Genomic DNA, 22560 nt, shown 5'->3' on the forward strand with positions numbered 1-22560 from the left:
TTCGAGCGCATCATCGTTTGGAAATGATGGCGAAAAGGTGGGCCTATCCGCAGTGCGGACGCCCGTGATCATAGACTCGTGCTCAAGGCACGTTGGAGGTTGAGATGGCCGCAGTGTTGACGGTAGTGGGCGTAATCTTTCTGGGACTCGTCGTTCTGGTGGTCTTCGGGGTGGGGATTTACAACAAGCTGGTGACGCTGCGGAATCGCTTTCGCAATGCGTTCTCGCAGATCGATGTGCAGCTGAAGCGTCGCTACGACCTGATTCCCAACCTGGTGGAGACGGCGAAGTCCTTTATGGCGCATGAGCGCGAGACGTTGGAGGCGGTGATTCAGGCGCGTAATGCGGCGCAGTCGGCCAACCAGCGCGCCGCACAGAACCCGGGTGATGCGCAGGCGATTCAGGGGTTGATGGGAGCCGAGGCGGCGTTGACCGGGTCGCTGGGTAAGCTCTTTGCGCTCTCGGAGGCGTATCCGGAGCTTAAAAGCGACAAGACGATGAGCGGGTTGATGGAGGAGTTGACCTCGACGGAGAACCGGATCGCGTTTGCGCGTCAGGCGTTTAACGACGCGGTGACGACGTATAACACGGCGCGGGAGAGTTTTCCGGCGGTGCTCTTTGCGCCGACGCTGGGCTTTCAGCCGGCAATGCTCTTTGAGATTCAGAATCCGACGGAGCGTGAGGCGGTGCGCGTCAGCTTTGGCTGAGTGAGGCCGGGGGGAGGTTGATGACGTGAGATGCAGGCGATGACGGACGCGGTGCGGGTGGTCAACGATGGACTTTTTTGAGCAGCAGGATTCGGCCCGGCGCAACACGACCTATTTGATCGTGCTCTTTGCGATGGCCGTCATCGCGTTGACGGCAGTGATGTATCTGCCGGTCTACCTGGTGGATTTTCATATCACGGGGGGGCGCTTTGAGACCGAGATGGTGATGGTCGACGGGCGTTATGTGGCCACCGACGTGCTGGATTATTTTCAGTGGCGGCTGGTGGGGTTTGCGTTTTTGGTGACGGCGTTGGTGGTGGGGCTGGGGAGTTATTATAAGGTCTCGCAGCTGGGTGCGGGCGGGAGCAGCGTGGCGTTGGAGCTGGGCGGGGTGGAGGTGGACGCACGCAGCGAGGACCCGCTGCGTCGGCGGCTTTATAATGTGGTCGAGGAGATGTCGCTGGCCTCGGGGCTTGCGGTACCGCTGGTCTATGTGCTGCCGGATGAGGTGGGGATCAACGCGTTTGCGGCCGGCTACACGATCAACGACGCGGCGGTGGCCGTGACGCAGGGGGCGCTGGAGGCGTTGACGCGCGATGAGTTGCAGGCGGTGATTGCGCACGAGTTTTCGCACATTCTCAACGGGGATATGCGGCTGAACATCCGGCTGATCGGCGTGGTGCACGGGATTTTGCTGATCTCGATCGCGGGGCGAGGCATGCTGGAGATGATCTGGCGGGGGGGAAATCGGCGAAGCAGTAAGAATGGAGGAGGAGCGATTCTGCTCATCGGTGGGGTGGGGCTGGTGCTGGCGATCGGAGGTTGGCTGGGGGTGATGTTCGGGCGGTTGATCAAGAGTGCGGTGTCGCGCCAGCGGGAGTATCTGGCGGATGCGGCGGCGGTGCAGTTTACGCGCAACCCGGCGGGGCTTGCGGGGGCGTTGAAGAAGATCGCGGCGCACCAGGCGGGCTCGGGGCTTTTCTCTCCGCATGCCGAAGAGGTCAGCCATATGTGCTTTGGGCCGGTGAGCAAGCGGTTTACGATGACGATGACCGGGTGGTTTGAGTCGCACCCGCCGCTGGAGGAGCGGATTCGGAAGTGGGATCCGGGATATGATGCGTCGCAGCTGGAGGCGATCCAGGCGCAGCTGGAGCGCGGGCAGGCCCGGGCGGGCCTTGCGATGGCGGGTGGCGGATCAGGGGGGGCGGCGAGTGCTGCTGCGTCGAGCGGAGCGATGATGATGGCGGCGGCGTGGGCCGGGGAGTCCTCGGCGGTGTCTGGCGCAAGCCTGGGGACGCAGTCGCAGGGCTCGGGCGGGGGCAACGACTGGAGCGGGCAGTCGCGTGATCTGAACTACTCGGTTGGGGCCGAGGAGATCGTGGATCTTATCGGCAACCCCAGCCCGGAGCGGCTGGTGTACTGCTCATCACTGCTGGGGGAGTTGCCGCGTGCGATCATGGAGGCGCGAAGTGACGTGATGGGGGCGAGTGCGCTGGTGTTTGCGCTCTTGATGGACGATCGCGAAGAGGGACGGCGCCCGCAGATCGAGCTTCTTCACGCCCAGACCTCTGAGGCGATGCTTCGGGAGGTGCGCAGACTCTGGGAGCATGTGAAAGGGCTGGATGCGGAGTTTCGGCTGCCGCTGGTGGACCTGTTGTTTCCGACGTTGAGGCGGATGACGCCGGCGCAGTACGGGACGTTTAGGGAGCTGGTCGGCGGGCTTATTTATGCCGACGACCGGGTGAGCCTGTTTGAGTTTGTGGTGCAGAAGGTGTTGATGCATCGCCTGGAGGTGGCGCTGGGGCGTCCGGGGCGGCGCTCGACGCAGTTTGTGGCGATGCGGGCGATGTTGCCGGAGTTGCAGCTCTTGCTGAGTGCGCTGGCGATCATGGGCCATGAGCATTTGAGTGAGGCGCGGGCTGCGTTTGATGCGGGACGCTCGGCGTTGCCGCCGGCGTTTATGGGAGACGTGCAGTTCATCGAGAGGCCGGTGAATCTGCAGCAGGTGGGCGCGGTGCTCGACCGCTTTGCGCAGGCGTCGCTGCAGATCAAGCGGCATGTGATCAACGCCGCGGCGTTTTGCGTGCTGGGGGATGGGCGCGTGACGGTGGAGGAGGTGGAGATGTTGCGGGCGGTCTGCGACGTGCTCGACCTGCCCTTGCCGCCGCTGGTTCCGGAGGCGACGCGACGCGTGTGAGGCGTCGGTGTGGTGAGTGGGTTGATTTGTGGAACTTGCTGCTTAGGTTCGCGCTTGTCCGTTTGATTCGTACACACAAGAACACCAGGGAGTTGTTATGAGCGAGACCATTGATAAAGCCACGATTCTGGAAGGACTCAACGAAGACCTGGCCCATGAGTATCAGGCCATCATCATGTACAACACGTATGCGGCGGCGGTGAGCGGTATTCACCGCAAAGAGCTGCAGGCCTTTTTTTTAGAAGAGGTCGCCGATGAGCTCGAGCACGCGAAGTTTCTGGCCGATAAGATCACCGCGCTGGGCGGTACTCCGGTGACGCGACCGTCGGAGGTGAAGTACACCACCGACCCGCGCGAGATGCTGGAGAATGTGGTCAAGGCCGAGACCGAGACGGTCAAGCGCTACGTCAAGCGCATGAAGCAGGCTGAGGCGTACGGGGATTACGGTCTGGCGTCGACGCTCGACGGGATGATCGCCGATGAGACGCGCCACAAAGAAGAGACCGAGAAGATCCTGCGCGGTCAGTGGGGCGAGTGAGCCGGACGTGAGTGTCGCGCGCGAAGGCGTGCGAGGCTAAGATCAAAGAAGCGCCGCCGGCTAAAATGCCGGCGGCGCTTTTTTTGATGGCGGTGTGTATGTGCCGGGAGATGAAGCCGGAGAATCAGGAGGCCGCGGAGGTCTGCGGGCGATGCTCGAGCAGCGTTGTGTGAATGGCGTCGAACTCGGCCGGGGGAAGTTGCCAGGCGTCATCGGGGCATTCGATGCGGGGGACGCGGGAGGCGCGCCAGACCTCGGGCTCCGGGTCGAAGGTCATCAGGTGGACCGGAGCGTGGTAGGGCGGGTCGATGGTGAGAACCCAGCCCAGGGTGAGATCTTCGGGGGACTCCCAGCGGTTGAGCTCCACGTTGCGCAGGTCGGTGATGGGCCAGGAGGTGCGGTCGAGGATGAGGCGCGCGTCGGTGGCGCGGAGGTCGGCCTCTTCCTCAACTTCGCCGCGGGCGATGATTCGCAAGCGCGCGCCGTGCCACATCGGGCGCCAGCGGCGGACCAGGGGCAGAAGTGCCATGAGCCCCAGGGCGGCGAAGGCGGCGGGCTGGGCCCAGGGGTGGACGTGCAGCGGGTTTTCGGTGAGGTCAAAGATGGCGAGGACGCAGAGGATGGCGAGCCCGCCGACGAAGATGCCGGGGGGGCCAAGGGTGGCGGCGATTTCTGAGCCGGTGAGGATCTGCCAGCCCTCGCGGATGCGGTAGCAGCGCACGCGCACGCGATCTTCGGGGGGGCGGCTGGGGGCGGCGGAGTCTTCGAAGATGGAGGGGGACTCTTCAATCTCGGGGGATTCTTCGGGGTCTTCGGTGGCGTCGGGTTCGTCGGTGGCGTCAGGTTCGTCGGTGGCGTCAAGTTCTTCGGTGGCGTCGGGTTCCGGGGCTTGCGGGGGGGCGTCGTCGACGGCGGTGGGTGTGGCGAGGTCGACCGGTGTCGCGTCATCGTCGTGGGAGAGCAGTTGGGTGACGACCTCGTCGATCATGGGGGCGGTGGGGCCGGGGAGATCGATCTTGTGCTCGTTCTCGGTCTCGATCTCGGGCTCGATCTCGATCTGGTTCTCGATCTCGGTCTCGGGCTCGATCTGGTTCTCGATCTCGGGCTCGATCCCGATCTGGTTCTCGATCTCGATCTCGTGTTGGTGCTGGTCCTCGTGCTGGTACTGGTCCTCGTGCTCGTCCTCGTGCTGGTACTGGTCCTCGTGCTGGTGCTGGTCCTCGTCCTCGTGCTCGATCTCGTGCTCGTGCTCGTGCTGGTACTGGTCCTCGTGCTGGTGCTGGTCCTCGTCCTCGTGCTGGTCCTCGTCCTCGTGCTGGTACTGGTCCTCGTGCTGGTACTCGTGCTCGTGCTCGTGCTCGATCTCGTGCTCGTGTTGGTCCTCGTGCTCGTCCTCGTCCTCGTGTTGGGGGTCGGGGGTGGGAGGGGCGTTGTGAGTCTCTTGTTGGGGCGAGGGAGAGGTGGCGTCGTTTAGGAGGCCGGCGCCGATGAGGCCCTCGCGGGCGCGGGCGCAGAGGTCGTTGAGTTCGGTGAGGCCGGCGAGGGTGCTGTCGATGCCTTCGCGGTGCAGGATGAGGAGATCGTCCCAGACGCTCTGGAGTTCGTTGACGCGGCGGCGTTGATCTTCCCAGAGTTCGGCGATCTCGGCCTGGGCGGCGCGTCCGCGGTCGATGTCGCCTTCGGAGATCATGGATTCGAGGGCTTCGACGTCGGCTTCGCGGCGGCTCTCGAGGTCGAAGACGATGGCTTCGAGGAGGCGCTCGAGAGCCAGGGGACCTTCGTCGGCCAGGGCGTGGGTGGCCTGGCGGGCGTTGGCGATGAGGTCATTGAGGCTGGCGAGGGTCTCGGCGATGTGCTCGGGGACGTGGCTGGCGAGATCGCCGGCCTGATCGGGGAACCAGGTGTGGATGAAGTTTTCGATCTCGGCGGCGGTCACGGCGGTGGCGCGGGGGCCGATCAGGGTGCCGGTCAGCGCGTCGGGGCTGGCGAGCTTAAAGGGGGCGCGCAGCTCGGCGGCAGGCAGCGCGAGCCAGAGGGGGATGTGGCGGCAGGTGCGGGAGAGGCGCCCCTCGAAGTCTGCGAGGGCGTCGGCCAGCTCGGCGCGAAGATCGTCGAGGTCGTCGTCGAGGCCCATGCGCGTGCGTCGCAGAATGTCGAGGCGTCGGTGAGCGTCTTCGGTCAGTTGAGCCATACCAGCGCGGGGAGAGAGGAGGTTGATTGTGGCGCTACCATCGAGGTGGGCGGGAGTGTGCCACCAAGGTCAAAGCGCGCGCAAGGTGGCCTGCGCGCGGCGGTGTCAGAAGTAATGGACTGAGACGATGAGGACCATCATGTTGGCGCAGGCGTGGAAGATGGTGGGGGCGATGATCGAGCCGGAGCGCTCGCGCATCCAGCCGAAGATGAGCGAGGGAAAAAAGACCGCAGCGCGCGAGGCGATAATGGCGCCGCCGACGGGGACGAGCAGGTGGCCCAGGGCGAAGAGGGCGCTGGTGAGCCAGTTGGCCAGAGAGAGGCCTAAGAACTGGCGAGGCTGGTCGTGTTCATCGCGCAGGCGTTGGGCCAGGCGAGTCTGGAGGTAGCCGCGGTAGAAGACTTCTTCGGGGAGGGCGACGAGGAGGAGGTGGGTGAGGGCCCAGAGCAGAAGCCAGCTTAAGCCGCGTTTGAGTCTGAGGGGCTGGCCGGCGTCGACGTTTTGGAGCGCGGAGGTGATGGGGGCGCCGTTGAGGGAGAGTTCTATGGAAGTGAGGGTTTGCGGGCGGGCGTGTGGGTCGAGGGGGGGAAGGGAGAAGCGGGAGAGCGGGGCTGTGGGGGTGAGCTCCCAGGTGTGGCGATCATCGTCGGTGGGGCGGAGGCTGCCGGAGCCGACGGTCTGCCAGTGGGTGGGGTGGTCGGCCCGTGCGATCAGCGTGGGAGGTGAGGTGTCCGGGGTGAGGTGGGCGACTTCCACAAAGAGGGTGCGGCGCTGGAGCCAGACGCGGGCGCCGTCTTGCTGAAGTTCGGGGGGGCGAAGCTCCAGGGAGGGTGACCACTGGCGCAGGTTATGAAGGGAGGGGTGGAAGTCGCGCTCGAGCGCGTGGCGCTCCCAGAGGTGGTTTCCCAGGGCGAAGAGGGGAAAGACGATGGCGCTGACGCCCAGGCCGAAGAGGATCTGGCGCCGGGGGAGGCGATCGAGATCGATGCCGAAGTCGGCCGGGGATGCGCCGATGCGGCGAATTGCGAGATGCGCAAGAGCGAAGAAGACGAGGCCGACGATGGCCACGAGGTTCTGCGCCAGTAGGGGGACAAGGGGGCTGAGGAGGCTCAGCGCGATGATCGCGCCGAGCGCCAGAGCAAAGACGCCCAGCGGCTCGCGCCAGCGAGGTTTTCCGCCGGGCTCAGTCATCGGTGCCGGCCTGGGGGGCGGGTTTCTTGAGGGTGATCTCGCGCAGGGCGCGCACGCTCCGGGTGAAGATGCGCGAGCCGTCGGTGCCTACGTCCAGGGCGCCGCGTGGGGCGAGTGCGGACCAGGTGGCGACGCCCTCCCGGGGGTTGAGGGCGGTGAGGAGCGGCGGGGCGTCGCTGCGGCGCAGGAGTACCAGCAGCGCGTCGTCGGTGGTGGCCAGGGAGGGGTTGTCGACGCCGACGTTCAGGGCAAACTTTTGTGCGCCGTCGGCGGTGTTGAGGGCGTAGAGGGTGTCGTCGATCTTAAAGATAAGAAGTCCGAGCGCGGGGAAGGTCTGGCCGGAGTTGGACTGAGGCTTGCCCGGGAGCTGGAGCTGCCAGTCGACCTCCAGCGTCTCTAGATTCCACGCGCTCAAGACCGGTTCGCCGTCGGCCGGCACGAAGAAGACGTGGGTGGGGCTGGAGGCGTAGAAGGCGGTGCGACCGCCGCGCTGGCCGAAGGCGCGGTGGCGCATCTCCACGCCGGTGAAGGGGTAGCGCAGCGTCAGGCCGTTGATGTCGGCGCCGACAAGGGCGGGGCCCACACCGACCAGATCGATGCCCGACCAGAAGTTCATGGTGCCGTCGAAGATGACTTCGCCGGAGTCCTGGCGGGCGCAGAGGGCCTGGGTGCCGCCCTGCCAGCGGGTGCCGGCGCAGATGAATTGCTGGTCGACGCGGGTCAGAAAGGAGCCGCGGAAGTTGGCAGTGAAGTTGTCGCCCTGGTGCTGGCGGTCGATGCGCTGGTGCCAGAGAAGTTCGCCGGCCTCATCGTAGGCGACCAGGCGAAGATCGGTGGCGCGGGAGTCTGCGGGGCGCGGGAGGCTGTAGGCGACCAGGCGCAGCGCAGGTTCGTTCAGCGTCAGCGAGGCTTCGGGCTCACAGCCGAAGAGGGTGGCGTCGGCCTCGTCGTGGTCGAGGGGCCAGGCGCGCGGGGAACCCTCAGGCTCAAAGAGCTCGTGGCAGCGGGGGTAGAGGGTGGGCTGGCCGACGTCGGTGGCGTGCATGGGCAGCGCGTCGGGATCCTGGAGGTCGATGGGCTCGGGGGGCGCCCAGGTGATCTGTGGGATCCGGGGTTCGGCGCTCGTTTCGGACGTGGCCGACTTTGGCTGCGTATCGGTCGGGGCGTCGCAGGCCAGGAGGGTCAGCGCGGCGCTCAGGCTCAGTATGAGCGTGCGAGCGGCCCGGGGGTGTGGCGAAGAGCGGGTGGTGGGGCTCATGGACGGGTCCAGGTGTGCCAGGTGGTGTGGGGGTGCTCAAGCCAGGGGCGAAAGAGGGGATCCTGGATGAGGCAGCCGGAGTGCCCGACGATGATCAGCTTGCGGCGCGCGCGGGTCAACGTGACGTTGAGGCGACGCGGGTCGCTCAAAAAGTCGCCGGGGCGATCGCTTTTGACGAGGCTGGCGATGATGACGTCGCGCTCGCTGCCCTGGAAGCGCTCGACGGTGTCGATGTCGATGGAGGTGTCTTCGGGCAGGGAAAGTTCTTCGGCGACGAGGGTGCGCAGAAGGTGGACCTGGGCGCGGAAGGGGGAGATCACGCCGACGGAGAGGGTGGGGGCGCCGCGGAGGAGATCGCCGAGAAGTTCAAGCACAGCGCGGGCCTCCTCGAGGTTGGTGCGGGCGTCTTCGGTGCCGCGCACGTCGAGGAAGGCCACGGGCTCGTTGCTGGCCAGGGCGGGGTGGTTGAGGTCGGCCTCGGGGAGGCGTCGGTCTTCGACCTGGGGGGCGGCCTGGAGTCTGTCGTCGTAGAAGGTCTCGGCGGGGAAGCTCATGATGGGGCGGTTCATGCGGTACTGAACCTGGAGCATGTGTACCGGGAGGCCGACCGAGGCCAGGCGCTCAAAGAGGCTGCGGTCGAGGCCGGCCAGCCCGGCGTTGAGCAGGTCGTCGCCCAGGTTAAAGGGGCTGTGATCGGCGGTGATGAAGGCCGAGAGGGCGCGCTCGCTGGAGACGATGGGCGGGAGCTGGGCGTGGTCGCCCACCAGCACGAAGCGGCGGGCCAGGGAGATGGGGCCGAGCGCCAGAGGTTCGGTGAGTTGGCTGGCCTCGTCGACGATGGCGACGTCGAAGGCGGGGCGGGCGCGGTGGCGCTCGATAAAAGCGATGAGCGGCGAGCGAAGGGCGCTGTGAGTGGTGGTGGCGATGATGCTGGCGTGGGAGACGGCTTCGCCCAGGCGGTTGAGGCTGGCGTGGGCGTGGGCCAGATCGTCGGCGAAGTAGTCTGCGGGGTTGAGGCCGCGGGCCTCAAGCGCGCGGGCCACGCGGGGGCTTTTGGCCGCGGAGCCGATGCGCAGAAAGCGGGGGTGATGTCCGCGCTGGTCGCCGGCTTCGAGCAGCTTGATGAGCATCGTGTCGACGGCGGTGTGGGTGAGCGCGGCGAGGAGGACGCGCTGGTCGCGGTCGGCAGCTTCGAGGGTGAGGTGGGCGATGACGGTGGTCTTGCCGGTGCCCGGGGGGCCCTGGATGAGGGCGCCGGTGGGGGCTGTGAGGGCGTGGGCGATGGCGTCGCGCTGGGGAGGGTTGAGGGCGTCGAAGGTGGCCGGGTGGAGGTTGGGCGTAGAGCCCTGGCCGCGCATCGCAGCTTGAGCGGCGGGCGTGGTGGGGCGGACCAGGACCTCGAGAAGATCGCGTCGTTGCTCGCGGAGCACGCGGTAGAGGGCCTGGTGGGCGCTGCGGTAGCCGAGGCGCGCGGGGGGAAGATCGGCGATGTAGCCCGGGCCGCTGAGGGCGTCGGGGAAGTGCGCCGCGCGCAGGCGAAGCTCCAGGGTGTCGTCGTCGACCGAGAGGCAGCGGCCGCGCAGAATATGGGAGGCGTTGACGTCGCCGCGGTGGATGAGCAGGGCATCGCCCGGGGAGAAGATCTGCAGGTTTTTGCCACGCAGGCGGGCGCGGTCGGGGTGGTCTTCGACCGGCTCCAGGTAAAGCTCGGCCGAGGCCAGGCCGGCCTCAACGCGCTCGGAGAGGCGCTGGGGCTCGAAGATGGCGCCCAGGGCGGCGTGGTCGCTCCAGCGCTCCATGGCCACAAGGCGGCTCATGTGGGCGTGGTAGGCGCGGGCCTGGCGTACGAGTTCGGGGTCGGTGGAGGGCCAGGCAAACACGCCGTAGTCGGGCTGGGGAGCGAGGCCCAGCAGCTCAGACTGGGCTTTGCAGCGGTCGCGGCGGAAGCGGCAGGCGCCCTGGCGGCAGAGCGCAGGCTCCTCCATGTAGTAGGGCGCGCGGTAGGTGAAGGCCGGGTCGACCTGGGCTCTGTAATGGGCCACGAGGTCGTTGCGGGCGTGGAGGATGCGGCGCTCGCGATCGATGTCGTCGAGGGCGGCCTGGCGCATGGTGCCGTCGCGCGAGTAGAGGAGATGGCCGGTCATCGGGAGGTTCTCGGCGCGGGCCAGCTCCTCCCAGAGCAGGGCGTAGCTGCGGACCTGGCCGATGTGATCGTCCCAGGGTTTGCCGCTTTTCAGCTCGATGATCTGCACGCCTTCGTCGGGGTTTTCGACGACGAGATCGATGCGACCCTCCAGGCCGTAGCGCGAGGAGAAGCGTGTGGCCTCAACATGGCGGCCGCTCCAGCCGACGCGGGCGGCGCCGGGACCTGAGGCGCTGCGGGTGCGCGGGGCGGTGAGCCGGCGCATATGATCAAAGTGGGTGCGGGCCTGAACTTCGAGCGAGGCCAGGGTGGCGTCGTCGACGCCGGCGGCCAGCAGGTCGAGACGAAGATCTGGGAGGCGGCTCTCCAGAGATTTTTCGAAGCTCAGAGGTTCAGGCGCGGTGAGGTCTTCGAGCATCCCGTGGATGAGGTTACCGAAGGCCAGGTGGTGGGTAAGCTCGCCGGGATCGCGCGCGTCGACGAGCACGCGCTGGGGGCAGCCCTGGGCTTTGAGCACGTCGCTGACCGAGACGGGCCAGGAGGGCTCGACGATCGGTAGCGTGTTGGCGCCGGCGGTCAGGAAGGTGCGGCCGCGGGAGTCGTGCAGTGGCGAGGCGTCGATGAGGTTGAGGCGCGCGCCCTCCCAGAGGTTGCGGGCGCTGTTGTACACCTCGCTGTGATGGCGGGCGTAGAAGAAGACGCCGACGGAACCCTCTTCGCCGTGGTCGAGCGTAAAGCGCAGGCCGGGGCCCTGGCGGGGATGTTCAAAGTGGTCGAGGTCGCGGACCACCCCGCCGATGATGGTGACGGGGCTGTCGTCGGCGTCGCTTGCCTGAGGCAGCGCGTCAAAGCCCTCGGAGGTGCGAAAGCGAAGCCCGGCCAAAAACTCGTCGATGGTCTGGGGACGGCGCGCCGAATCGGGGCTTATCGCGCGCTCGAGCGCACCGATGGCAAAGGAGGGGATTGTCTCGAAGTTGGGGCGCGCCGCCTTCGCCTCGTCATGAGGCAAGGTTAAGAAGAGGAGCACGCGCGCCAGGCCCTCAATGTCGGTGAGTGGGGAGGGGGATGCGACGCTCTCGGGCAGCGCGGCCCATTCGCCCAGGCCCACCGCAGAGATGCGGCCGGTGGCCGCGTCATAAAAGATGCGCTCGGGGCCGAGCGCGCCGTGCACGATGCTGCGGCGGTGGGCGGATTTAAGCGCGAGGGCCAGCGGCGTGATCGCATCCACAGCGGCCGAGAAGGTCTGGCGCTCCAGCGCTGCGCACGCCAGAGGTTCTCCGCCCGGGTAAGGGGCGCAGAGGTAGAGAGAGTTGTCGTGGAGCCACCACTGCTGAGGGGCGTTGAGCCTGGGGTGGTGGGCCGCGGCGGCGTGGCGCAACGCGACGGAGACTTTCAGCAATCCTCCCGCCGCCGCATGACGCCAGACCACGCACTCGCCACCCTCCTCGCCCGGGTTGATAAGCCACATCGGGCCATCGGGGAGCTCCCATCGGGGAGGTTGGTCGAGGAGGGTCGCGGGAAACTCGTGCATCTGCCACATCGCTTGCATCGGGGGCCAAAAGTGCGGGCTCATCGGCGGGCCACTCTACTGATGGGGTAGAGGGGCAGCAAGGCAGATGCGAGCGATGTGGGGCCAGGCTCAGTCTTCGGTGTCGACGGCCGGGTGCAGCACAAGGGTGCCGGGGGCGTGGCGGACCACCCCTCGGGCTACGCCACCGAGAAACCACTCGGCGACGCGGGAGCGCCCGGTGCACCCCAGGAAGATGATGTTGGCGTTGTGTTCTTTGGCCACCGCCAGAACTTCGTGGGAGGGGTAGCCGGGGCGAACCTCAGTGGTGAGTTGAGCGCCGAGGTCGAGCGCGTCGGCCAGGCGGTCGAGCTGGGCACGGGCGGCCTTCTGGGTCTCTTCGAGGTGGGTGACCAGGGCGGCCGGGTAGGCGCTGGGCTCCACGAGCGAGGGGGTGGAGCGGGGGAGCTCAATGACGTGCAAGACGTTGAGATGGCCGCCCTGATTGCGCACCATGTCGGCAGCGAGCTCGACGGCGCCGGTGGCCGAGGGGCTGAAGTCGGTGGGGGCGAGTGCGCGGGCGTCGCCCTCCCAGGCGAAGCCGTCGGGGTGCACGATCGCCAGCGGGCAGGGGGGGCGGTGGGCCAGGCGCTCAGCGGTGGAGCCCATGATCAGGCGCGAGAGCTGGCCACGCCCGGAGATGCCGACGACCAGCCAGTCGGCCTTGTTGAGTTGAGCGGCGTGCACCAGCGCGCCTGCCGGCGCGCCGACCTGGATGGAGATCTCCAAGGTGATGTCGAAGGTTTCAATCTGGTTCATCCACTCTCGGAACTCCTCGCGGAGGGTCTCGGTGGCGTCTTTGTCGCCGCCTCCGGAAGCTACGCGCAGAAGCGAGAGCTCTTCGGGGCTGATGGCGTGCACGCCCACCAGGCGCACCGGGCGGCCGTCTTGCTGGTGCAGACGCGCCAGGCGCGCGGCCCAACGGGCGGCGGGGATGCAATGTTCGGAGAGATCGCTGCCAAAGAGGATCGTGGTCATTCAAAACTCCAGTATGTCGCCACTTAACGAAAGGTCGGGGCATCAAAGCCTCATAATAGTGGTAATGAGGCTCGCCAAAGCAAGGGGCGATGCGCAATCGGCGGGCGGGGAGCGGTTTGGCTTTACAGCGGCCGCGGGCCGTCGGTAGCGTCTGGCGGCGACCACCCGTCCACCCCATCGAGGCATCATGATTCACGAGAGTATGTTCTCCCGACAGCAGGTTTACCCGGCGCTTTTTATAGGGCGAAGCTCCGCGGAGCTCGCGCGGCGTTACAGCCGGCGATTCAAACTTCTGGCCGACGCCGGCTTTGAGATCCATGTGCTGGCCGGCGATGACGGAGGTTTTGATGCGCTGCGGCGCCAGGGGGTGCAGTGCAAGGCGATCCCGGTGGCCAGCCCGCGAAATGCCGCGGCGCTGATGGGGGCGTACTTTATTGTGCAGGGGGTGATGCTGGAGCTGCGCCCGGTGCTGGTGCACATCTTCTCGCACAGGCTGGCCTGGTTGGGGGCCTTTGCGGCGCGTCAGGCGGAGGTACCGGCGGTGTTTGTGACCATGGAGTATCACTGGCTCGAAGAGGAGCCGGTGCATCTTCCGCTGGGGCCGATGGCGCTCTTTACCTCCAGCGAAGGGGTGCGGGCGGCCGAGGAGCGCATCAACGCGGTGGTGGGTTACCCCTGGCGCAGGGTGATGTTGCAGGCGTACGAGCGCCTTGGCGAGCAGGTCGACCGATATGTGGTGACGACCGAGTTCGATTTTCGACTGCTGCAAGATCTGGGAATTGTGGCGCCCTCGCGTCTGGAGGTGGCGCTGGGCGGGGCGGGCGTCGATGTGACGCGGTATCGGCCGGCCAGCGGCAATGGCGATGAGGCTCGCGAGCAGGCGCGTGAGGCGTTGGGGCTTCCGACGCACTGGCGCCAGGTGGTGGGCTGGGTGGGGCCTGTGACCCGGCGCCACGGGGCCGACGATCTGGTGGCGACGGTCAAGGCGCTGCGCCGCACCCACCCCTCTCTGGGCTGGGTCATTGCTCCTCGCGCGCGTCTGGCCGACGGGCAGGCCCGCCGCCTGCGGCGGCTTGCGGATCGCGGCTGGGTGCGCCTGGTCGACGGGGAGAAAAAGACCGACGCGGCGTTCTATCAGGCGCTCGATGTGATGGCGTGTTTTGGCACCGCGTCCACGCCGATCGATGCGGTGCTGGAAGCCGGTGCCTGCGGCGTGGCCACGGTTGCGTACGATACGCCGGCGACGCGCTCGCTGATCGTCTCGGGGAGCACCGGCGAGCTTGTGCTGGAGGGGGATCAGCCCACGCTGACCAGCGTGCTCGGCGCGCGTCTTCGCACCCCGGAGTTGTTACGATCCCAGGGGGCGAAGATGCGTGAGCGGGTCGAGACGCTTTTTAGTCGTGAGAGCAGCGACGAGCAGATGTTGAATCTTTATGATGCGGTGCTCGGCGCGAAACTCACCGCCGAGCGCTGAGCCGATTTCAAAGTATCAGGGGGTCTCGAACTCAAAATGAAGCTCGGAGGTGGGAGCTTCCAGGGTGCGAGTCTGCTCGTTGTTGGCGTTGAGGCGCGCGCCAACTTTGACGGGGAACTGCGAGTCTTTGAGCTTGAGGTCAACCGGGCTAAAGCCCTGAGATTTGCCGTCGAGGAGCACCCGGAGCGCGGGCGGCGAGGTGGTTATGCGCACCACGTGGGTCGCCTCGGTGGGAGCCTCTTCGAGCGCCTCGGCCTGCGCGCTCTGCGGCGCCTCGGTGGGCGACATCAGCAAAAAGGCCGCCGCGCCGGCAAGGGCCAGAGCGATGAGGCCAAGCCCCAGCAGCGGGGGGCCGGACTTCGGGGCACCCGGGGTCGGGGTGTGCGGTGCGCGCTGGCGCGTGGGTCGGGGCTGGATCGGTCCCGGAGAGGGGTAGGCGGGGCGGTGCTGTGCAGAGGTGGCGCTCGTTACGGCCGGCTCGGGCGCAACCTCCACCGCGTCGGGGATGTCGTTGTAGGCCTCCGAGGGAAGCTCATCGAGCCCCTCGGGGATGGGCTCCTCAATGGAGATGCTGGCCGAGCGCGAGGGGTCGCCGGAAGCGGGCTTCGCGTCTTCGTCGTCCTGGCCGAAGTTGAGCTCGGAGGCGAAGAGGTCGTCGACGTTGGCGTCGTCCGAGAGGAAGTCGAGCGGGGACTGGGTGTCCATGCCCAGATCGCGTCCGTCACTGAGCGAGCGCAGACCACTTTGCTCCGAGAGGAAGAGCTCGTCGACGTCGCCCTGCTCGTCGGCCCGGGCGGGCTGGACCGGGGCCTGGTCGGGGAGGGCGTCGTGCTCGAAAACCTCGCTCTCGGGCGCAACCATGAAAGGATCGGAGGGGGCGTCGAGGCCGGGGACCTCGACCGATGCCTCGCCGTCTTCGACCTCGGAGCTGACGGCCACCGAGGAGGGGACCGGCTCGGGTTCAATCGCCGGCGGCTCCTGAATAAAGCGCTCACCCTGCTGATCGAGGATGTCGCTGGCCACGGCCGCTGTTTGAAGACGCGCGCCGCTATCCTTGGTCACCAGCATCGACAAAAAGGAGCGGAAGCCCTCGCCGGCGTCCACAAAGTAGGGGAGATCGGGGGGCTCCGGCGCGAGCTGTCGGGCGATGAGCGCGATGCGGTGATCTTCGGGGTAGGCCGGGGTGCCGGTGAGCATCTCAATGGCGAGGAGTCCCACCGTATAAAGGTCGGCGGCCGGGGTGATGGTGCGATCGCTTAAAATTTCCGGAGCCATGTAGCGCACCAGCCGCCGCGAGAGGTGGGCCTCATCAAAGGCCTCATCGCCGCTGGAGAGCTCGTAGAGCCTCCAGATCTGGAAGTCGACGACCGAGAGCGCCGGGGGACCGCTGGGCCGGGGCGTCACCATGATCTTGGCCGGCCGCAGGATGCCGTGGGTCAGGTTGACCTGGTGGGCGTTATCGAGCGCATAGAGGAGCTGCTGCAGCAGCGGCAGCGTGACTTTAAGGGAGAGCAGCCCCTGCTTCTTGAGGTAGGTGTCCAGGGGCATGCCGCGGGCCCACTGGGTCACAATGTAGGGAAATCCCTGGACGGTGCCGTGGGCGTAAGGTGTTGCGATCGTTTCGCTTTTGAGCGCGCGAAGCTCCGCAGCCTGCCGGGCAAAGCCGGTCGGGTCCGCCGGTCCATCTTCGCCGCGGGGGAAGATGCGGATGGCCACGGGGCGATCCCCCAGCTCCAGGTCGCTGGCGCGAAAGACAAGCCCCCAGCGTCCCTCATGGATCAGGGTTTCGAGGCGATAACGATCATCGATGAGCTCGCCAATCTTAACGCGAGGTTGAACTACCATAGAGCTTCCGGCAACGTCGGGGGTGGGAGGGCTGTCGGGCGAAGATTAACAAGGGTTTACACCCCCGACAAGAATACTCACTTTTCGCCGGGTGCCACTTCGGTGCCGGACCTTGCACGAGATGTCATCGCATCATGAATCAGTCAGCAGAAACGCCGGCCGGGGACTCCCCTTCGCTTGAAGAGGTGCGCGAACTTCAGGAGTTGGAGGTCCGCATCGACGATTTTGGGTTTACTGGCGAGGGGTATGTTCGTCTGCACGACGGCTGGCTCTCGGTGCCCGGCGCGCTCCCCGGCGAGCTTGTGCGGGTGCGCCTGCAACCCGGCCAGCGCGAGGGGGCTCGCCGACTTTACGCCGACGTGGTTGAGGTGGTGGAGCGCTCCCCCGAGCGGCGCGACCCGCTCTGTGAGCGCGACGCGATCTGCCGGGGATGTCAGCTGCGCCATATCAGCGTGGACGGTGAGCTGCGCTTTAAGGCGCGGGGCATTACCGAGGTGGTCGAGAAGTTCGCGGGACTGGCCGAGGCCGAGCAGCCGCCGGTGGAGATCCTCACCCCGCAGCCTACTGCGCGTGGCGATGCGTTTCGCTACCGGACCTCGTTGAGCTACCGGCGAGTCGGGGATCGGGTGGAGCTCGGTCTTTATAGCCCGGCCAGCGAGGGGCTTGTGGCGATGTCGAGCTGTCCGGCGCTGACGGTGCAGACCCAGCGTGTGGTGGGGGTGATTGAGCGATCGTTGCAGGGACAAAACGCGCTTCCCTGGGATGGTGAGATGGCCCGGGAGGTCGCCGCGCAGGTGGAGGGGTTTGAGGTGGCGCCGGGGGTGGAGCAGATCCGCGTGGCGGTGCCCAACCACGGGGTGGGGCTTGTGGAGGTGCGCCTGACGGAGGCGCGCGATGAGGCGCAGTTTGAGGTCTTCTGTACTTCGCAGCCGCTGGCCAGCTGGCTGGGACGGCTGGTCGAGGCGCTGCCGGCCCAGGTGGGGCTGGCGGTCGGGAGCGGCCCCTATCGCCGCCAGCTCAAAGAGCCGCATCGGGTGCGCATCCCCATCGGGAGGTTGCAAATGGAGGTGGGCTACGACGACTGGATTCACGCCACGCTGGCGCCCGCCGAGGTGCTCTATGAGGCGGTGGGGCAGTGGTTGGAGCCGGAGCCCGAGGAGCGTTTTCTGGATGTGGGTTGTGGCATTGGCACCATCGCTTTGCTGATGGCGCCGCGGGTTGGCGAGGCGGTGGGGCTCGATCAGAACCAGGCCTCGATCGAGTCGGCCGAGATCAACGCGGTGGGCCACGGCATCGCCAACGCGCGCTTTGTCGCCGGCGGCTGGGAGACCGGGCTCAGGAGGCTTGCGGCTTCGGGGGAGCGGTTTGAGCTGGCCACGATCAACCCGATGCGCGAGCCGCTGGGGCGTCGCGCGCTGGCCTACCTCAACATGCTGGGCGTGCAACGCCTGGTGTACCTTGGGCCCTCGCCGGCGGCCGCTGCCCGCGACCTGGGCGCGCTGCGCGAGATGGGCTGGGAGATCGACCGGCTGGCCGCGGCCAATCTGCATCCGGCCACCTACCATACGATGCTGGTGGCGCGGGTTCGCCGCGCGTCTTCCGAGGAGTGAGCTTTTTGTCAGGATGCCCCGGGGGCGACGCATAAAAAAACCGCCGCGCAGATGCGCGGCGGTTTTTTTAAAGATGATGCTTCAGGATCGCTCAGTCTTCGAGGTGCGGGCGGTAGTACTGCTCGCGGATCGTCTCGACGGCGAAGTGCAAGAACTTGTCGATGGCGTCCTCGGGCACATCTTCGATGGCGCCTTCGATCTGGCCGTAGTGGTTGATCGGGGCATTTTTGATCTGGACGCCTTCCAGGCCGCTGACGAAGTTGTTGGCGCGGTCGCGCAGCTCGTCGGAGAGGTCCTTGTTGGGGTGGGGCTTGATGTGGAGGAAGACCTCACCCTTGGTGTTCAGATCCATCACGGCATACTTGAGCGAGCCGTAGCGGATGTTGAAGCCACCGACTTTTCCGCCGCCGGGGGTCGCGTCGCAGCCGAGCTGGCGCGCTTTGATGATGGTCTTCATCATGGCCTCGCGGCGTTCGTCGCCACCGAGTTCCTGGGCTTTGGAGAGAATTTCGAGCGTATCCAAGTGTCCTCCTCAACTGCTGTGGGCCCGGACGATCCAGGCACCGGCGGGCGGTGACGCGGAGAGCATCGCGGGGAAACCTTACAAAGATAAAGGCGCCGGGCGAGTAAAAAAGGGAGAGCCGGGGCGCCGAAAAAATGTGTGCGATGTCGGTCCCATCCGTCACCGGACATACCGTAAAAACGCCGCGAAACGATCCCCTATTTCTGCCGGATGATCAAGGATGGAGTTTTTTTGGGGGCGCGAGGCGCTGTGCGAGGTGGCCGGGGTGCTTAAGCTCAGCACGGACGCGTTGAAGGGAGGTTGTGAGGGGAAGCCAGGGCGCGGTGAAGGATGAAGGACGAGGGGATCACGAACTGTCAGGGCAGGGGGAGCGTATGGGAGTGACGGGGGGCAGCGTTGTGTCGGTGGGGTTGATCGGCACCAGGGGGCGAACGGTGGAGTCGCTGGCGGCGATGCTGGAGGTCGGCGGCTATGAGGTCCGCGGCGCGCCGCGCGGCGATGTCTGCGAGGCGCTGGGGACGCTCCAGGAGCAGTGCCAGGCGGTGGTGGTCGAGGCGATCGCCTCCTCGGGGCTCAGTGAGGCGCTGGAGGGGCTGGCCCGTCGGGGGCAGGGCACAGGCATTGTGGCGGTGACCGACGCGCGTGAGGTGGGGTTGCGGGTGCGCCTTGTGGAGGCGGGCGTGGGCGATGTGGTGGCACGTCCACTGGCCGGCGCGGAGCTTCTGGCGCGCGTGGCGCGGCTCTGCGCGATGACCTCACCCGGCCTTCGCGGCGATCTGCAGGTGGCTGGATTGAGCGAGGTGCTGATGCTCCTGCATCAACAACGCGCCACCGGCGAGCTCAAGGTTCGCACCGATCGTTTCTCGGCGCGGGTGTGGCTTGCGCGAGGAACGCTTCTGGGCGCGCGCGCAAGCCAGGGGCTCTGGGGCGAGAAGGCGCTCTTTCGAGTGCTGCGCAGGGTGGAAGAGGCTGCGGGCACTTTTGAGTTTTATGAGGGCGCGCCGGACCCCTCCGACCTGGGAGCGGCGAGTTTTGATCCGCTCCCGACCTTGATCCTGCGAGCGGCGCAGCATGCCGATGAGTTTCGCGCGATCTACGCGCTGCTTCCGGCCGGGCCATTGAGGCTGGCCTCCTCCCTGACCTATAATGAGCGCTGCGCGGAGGTGTATCGCCTTCTTCAGCGCATCCCCACCCGAAGCTGGAGCGTCGATGCGCTCATCGACGCCAGCCCCATGCTCGATCTGGAGGTCGCCCGGCAGCTGCACGAGGCGCTCACCCATCACGAGGTTTGCTGTGACCCACCCGCTCGCCACGACCCTGCAGGATGTTGATATGCGCACCCAGCGCTGCCTGGTGCTCGGCGCTGGCGGAAGGCTGGGAGGGCATCTTGTGGCCGAGCTCAGCCGGCGCGGGTGGCCGACGCGGGCGCTGCGTCGGTGGCAGTCGGCTCCTCCCGCCGCGCGACTTGGCGGGGTCGAGGATGCCGTCGGCGACATCTTCGATGCCGTGTCGTTGACTCAGGCGCTGGCCGGGGTCAACCACGTCTTTTATTGCGTGGCTCCCGAGCCCGAGAGTCCCGGTGGATCAAAGATGGGTCGGGCGGTGGAGGGGATCCGAAGAACCCTGGAGGCCGCGCGTGGCGCGGGCGTCGACCGCATCGTTGTGGTCAGCTGCGCCAGCACGCTTGCGCGGGTTCCTCCCGGCAAACTCGCCGATGAGCGCGGACATTACCTTCCCGGCTCCGGCGATGATCTGGACCTGGAGTGTAAGTATGCCGTCGAGCAGGAGTGCTACCGCTACTTCGCTGACGGCATGGACATCGTGATGGTGTTGCCCACCCTGATGGTGGGGCCGGGCGTCGACCTCACGCCCTTCGCCGCCCTCGATGTTCCGGATGAGCAGCCCCTCAACATCGTCGATGTGCGCCAGGTGGCGTTTGCGACCGCCCAGGCCCTGACGCTCGCGCGTAGCGGAGAGCGCTACATCATCGGCGGCAAAAACGCGGTCGCCGCCGATGTTTTTCAAGGGTGGTCCCCCGCCTCACCGCGGTGGTTGCGCCGCGATGCGCTCCCCCGTGATCGGGCGATTGTCCAGCGAGGCCAGTGGGTTAGCAGCGCAAAGGCGCATCACGACCTGGACCTGGGCGCGCATACGGCTCCCGCCGAAGACGCTAACGAGGGTGTGCTCCATGGCGAGGCCGTGGAGCGTTGAGGAGGGAGCGGGCGCCTACACGGAACGGTAGTTTCGCCCGGGTTCAATGCGACAGCGGCCTTCGCGTTTTGCGCGTAAGAGGCGGGCGTCAGCCACGCTGAGCAGCGCCTCGGTGTCCTGACCATCCTGCGGGAAACAGGCCAGCCCCGCGCTGAAACTCACCGAGAAACGCTCCCCATCCCCACCCTCAAAGCGCATCGCATAAAACTCATCAAGGACCCGCCGCAGCGCCAGCGTGGAGGTCTCCAGGCCCTCGTCGACCAGAACGATGACAAACTCCTCCCCGCCCCAGCGCGCCCGAAGATCTTCGATGCGAAAGCGATCTTGCAGCAGCCGCCCCAGCGTGGCGAGTACCCGGTCGCCCACCAGGTGGCCGTGGCGGTCGTTGACCTCTTTAAAATGATCCACATCGAGGATCGCGAAGACCAGGCGTCGCCGTCGTCGGGTCACCTCGGACATGCGCGCGGCCAGCTGCTCGAGAAAGGGACGCCGGGTCAGCAGGCCGGTGAGCAGATCGCGATCGGATCGCTCCTGAGCCTGACGGGCGCGCTCCAGGCGCACGCTCAGGCGCACGACCAGCTCGTGAGGGGAGATCGCCACATCGATGAAGTCATCGGCGCCGGCCTGGTAGGCCGCGATGCGGGCCTCGGGCGTGCTCTCGGCCGCAAAAATGACGATGGGCACCTCTCGCCAGCTCGCGACCGCGCGCAGCGATCGGCAAAGATCGGTCGTGGCGACCTCCGCAAGCTCGGTGCTCAAAAGCACAAGGTCAGGGCGATGATGTTCCAGCGCCTCGAAGATCGTGCGCGCGTCGGGCAGGTAATGAATCGCCATATCGCGCTCGCCAAGCTGCTGCGCAACGCGTGTGGCAAACACCCCCTGAGGGTCGACCACCATCACGCTCGCCAGCAGTGCGCGCCGGCTTGTGGCCAGGCGTCTGGCGATCTGCGAGAAACTCACCGCGCTCACCGGACGTGTCGCGATATGCGACGCGCCGGCCCACAGCCCCTGGACGCGATCCAGGGTGTCCGGGACATCGCTGACCAGCGCCAGCGGCAGGTGCGCCAGATGTGAGGCGCGCTGCAGGGCCGTCATGCTCTCGGTGAGCTCTTTGCGGGAGATGCCTTCCTGGATCGTGAGCACGACGCCGGCCAGAAGAGGTGTCTGCACCTTGTTGATCGCCTCGTCGACAGAAGTTGCGGTGCGAACGCGGATCATAAACTGTTCGGCAAAACGCTCGATCTGACGCAGGTAATTCGGATCGTCGTCGATCACCACCACGGTCAGCGCGCGCCCCAGGCTCTCGGTGGTGAGCATCGTCTCGGGATCGTCGAGCTGAGCGGCGCGCACGCGGGCTCGCAGGGTCTCGAAGAGCGCGGCGGCAGCCTGCTGGAAGTGCGCGTCTGGCGAAGCGGATGCGGTGGCCTCGGCCAGGGACTCCAACTCTTCGAGGGGACGGGCAACGTCGTTGAGCTGGTGGTGGCGCGCGGCGGCTCGCACCGGACCTGTGGCCTGCGCGAGCGTCCGCGCAGAGAGCGCTCCTCGCGCCACATCTTCGGCCAGCTGACTGAGGTGGGCGATCTCTTCATCGAGGCGCTCGATGAACTCATGGCGTTTGCTGCTCTCTTCGAGCATCGCCACGGAGTCTTCATGCAGCGAGCCACCGGGCTCGGGGAGCGCCTGAAGTTGCACTCGCCGGTGCTTGAGCGCATCGACGATCACGTCGATCGAGGCATCGGCAGGCACCCACGCATCGGCGTGTTCAGATTCCCCCAGGGTGAGGATCGTGAACGGGAGGTGGTGCGCTTTGATGTGTGCGAGCGCCTCGAGAATCGCGGGCGTAAGGAGCGCGGCCTCAATGATCACGACCGACGCGTCTTCGGGCAGCCCCTCCGTCAGCTCCGAGGCTGCGAGATGGGTCAGCGCGATCGCTTCTCTGGCGAGCGCTTCGCGGAGCTCCGCAAGCCGCGGATCCCCCTTCTGACTCACCATCACCACGTGTCGCATCTCAGCCTTCATGCATCCGATCATTTACCATTGGAGGGCAGCTCGCATACGACGCACCGAGGCGTCGCAGCGTCCATCGGGTGAAGTTAAACGGTCGCGACGCCTATTCCACCCTCTTTG

Annotated in this window: 15 protein-coding genes; 7 read left to right on the plus strand and 8 right to left on the minus strand. The window is 66.7% G+C overall.

Going from position 1 to position 22560, the window contains the following annotated elements; translation table 11 throughout:
• Positions 1–104 precede the first annotated feature (104 nt).
• The 3 genes from FRC98_RS00600 to FRC98_RS00610 all read left to right on the plus strand — a co-directional run bounded on the left by FRC98_RS00600 (position 105) and on the right by FRC98_RS00610 (position 3442).
• The gene (locus FRC98_RS00600) at positions 105–707 is read left to right on the plus strand and encodes a LemA family protein (protein ID WP_146979371.1); all 603 of its coding nucleotides are present in this window, start codon (positions 105–107) and stop codon (positions 705–707) included.
• A 67-nt stretch (positions 708–774) separates the two neighbouring features.
• The gene (locus FRC98_RS00605) at positions 775–2904 is read left to right on the plus strand and encodes a M48 family metallopeptidase (protein WP_146979372.1); all 2130 of its coding nucleotides are present in this window, start codon (positions 775–777) and stop codon (positions 2902–2904) included.
• 97 nt (positions 2905–3001) lie between these two features.
• Entirely contained in the window at positions 3002–3442 is a 441-nt protein-coding gene (locus FRC98_RS00610) for a ferritin-like domain-containing protein (RefSeq protein ID WP_146979373.1), read from the plus strand.
• Between the two features lie 124 nt (positions 3443–3566).
• Here the strand turns inward: FRC98_RS00610 and FRC98_RS21185 are convergent, their stop codons facing one another.
• The 5 genes from FRC98_RS21185 to FRC98_RS00645 all read right to left on the minus strand — a co-directional run bounded on the left by FRC98_RS21185 (position 3567) and on the right by FRC98_RS00645 (position 12770).
• Complete coding sequence (locus tag FRC98_RS21185) at positions 3567–5633, minus strand: hypothetical protein (RefSeq protein ID WP_230467132.1); 2067 nt, start codon at positions 5631–5633, stop codon at positions 3567–3569.
• Positions 5634–5738: 105 nt separating this feature from the next.
• Positions 5739–6824 carry a myxosortase MrtP gene (gene mrtP, locus FRC98_RS00630; protein ID WP_146979376.1) on the minus strand — a complete coding sequence of 362 codons (1086 nt, stop codon included), beginning with the start codon at positions 6822–6824 and terminating at the stop codon, positions 5739–5741.
• A complete protein-coding gene (plbQ, locus tag FRC98_RS00635) occupies positions 6817–8082 on the minus strand; it encodes a PLuB system PQQ-binding repeat protein (RefSeq protein WP_146979377.1) in 1266 nt (421 codons plus the stop codon). The genes mrtP and plbQ overlap by 8 nt, the downstream gene beginning before the upstream one ends.
• Entirely contained in the window at positions 8079–11756 is a 3678-nt protein-coding gene (gene plbH / locus FRC98_RS00640; protein WP_230467133.1) for a PLuB system helicase-like protein, read from the minus strand. Before plbH ends, plbQ begins: the two co-directional genes overlap by 4 nt.
• A 108-nt stretch (positions 11757–11864) precedes the next feature.
• A complete protein-coding gene (locus FRC98_RS00645) occupies positions 11865–12770 on the minus strand; it encodes a universal stress protein (protein ID WP_146979379.1) in 906 nt (301 codons plus the stop codon).
• A 187-nt stretch (positions 12771–12957) separates the two neighbouring features.
• On the opposite strand from FRC98_RS00645, the gene FRC98_RS00650 reads away from it, so the two are divergent.
• The gene (locus FRC98_RS00650) at positions 12958–14244 is read left to right on the plus strand and encodes a glycosyltransferase family 4 protein (protein WP_146979380.1); all 1287 of its coding nucleotides are present in this window, start codon (positions 12958–12960) and stop codon (positions 14242–14244) included.
• 15 nt (positions 14245–14259) lie between these two features.
• Here FRC98_RS00650 and FRC98_RS00655 read toward each other — a convergent pair whose 3' ends face one another.
• Positions 14260–16089, minus strand: coding sequence for a serine/threonine protein kinase (locus FRC98_RS00655; RefSeq protein WP_146979381.1), 1830 nt, complete (start codon positions 16087–16089; stop codon positions 14260–14262).
• 134 nt (positions 16090–16223) lie between these two features.
• Between FRC98_RS00655 and FRC98_RS21975 the strand changes: the two genes are divergently transcribed.
• Positions 16224–17699 carry a class I SAM-dependent RNA methyltransferase gene (locus FRC98_RS21975; protein WP_146979382.1) on the plus strand — a complete coding sequence of 492 codons (1476 nt, stop codon included), beginning with the start codon at positions 16224–16226 and terminating at the stop codon, positions 17697–17699.
• 91 nt (positions 17700–17790) lie between these two features.
• Here the strand turns inward: FRC98_RS21975 and FRC98_RS00665 are convergent, their stop codons facing one another.
• Positions 17791–18222, minus strand: coding sequence for a hypothetical protein (locus FRC98_RS00665; protein WP_115603418.1), 432 nt, complete (start codon positions 18220–18222; stop codon positions 17791–17793).
• Positions 18223–18596: 374 nt separating this feature from the next.
• Here FRC98_RS00665 and FRC98_RS00670 point away from each other — a divergent pair, with 374 nt between their 5' ends.
• Positions 18597–19553 carry a DUF4388 domain-containing protein gene (locus FRC98_RS00670; protein ID WP_146979383.1) on the plus strand — a complete coding sequence of 319 codons (957 nt, stop codon included), beginning with the start codon at positions 18597–18599 and terminating at the stop codon, positions 19551–19553.
• Positions 19516–20433 carry an NAD(P)H-binding protein gene (locus tag FRC98_RS00675; protein WP_230467134.1) on the plus strand — a complete coding sequence of 306 codons (918 nt, stop codon included), beginning with the start codon at positions 19516–19518 and terminating at the stop codon, positions 20431–20433. The genes FRC98_RS00670 and FRC98_RS00675 overlap by 38 nt, the downstream gene beginning before the upstream one ends.
• A 15-nt stretch (positions 20434–20448) precedes the next feature.
• Here FRC98_RS00675 and FRC98_RS00680 read toward each other — a convergent pair whose 3' ends face one another.
• Complete coding sequence (locus tag FRC98_RS00680) at positions 20449–22452, minus strand: diguanylate cyclase (protein WP_230467135.1); 2004 nt, start codon at positions 22450–22452, stop codon at positions 20449–20451.
• Between the last annotated feature and the right edge of the window lie 108 nt (positions 22453–22560).

It is taken from the genome of Lujinxingia vulgaris, from assembly GCF_007997015.1.
GTDB lineage: Bacteria > Myxococcota_A > Bradymonadia > Bradymonadales > Bradymonadaceae > Lujinxingia > Lujinxingia vulgaris.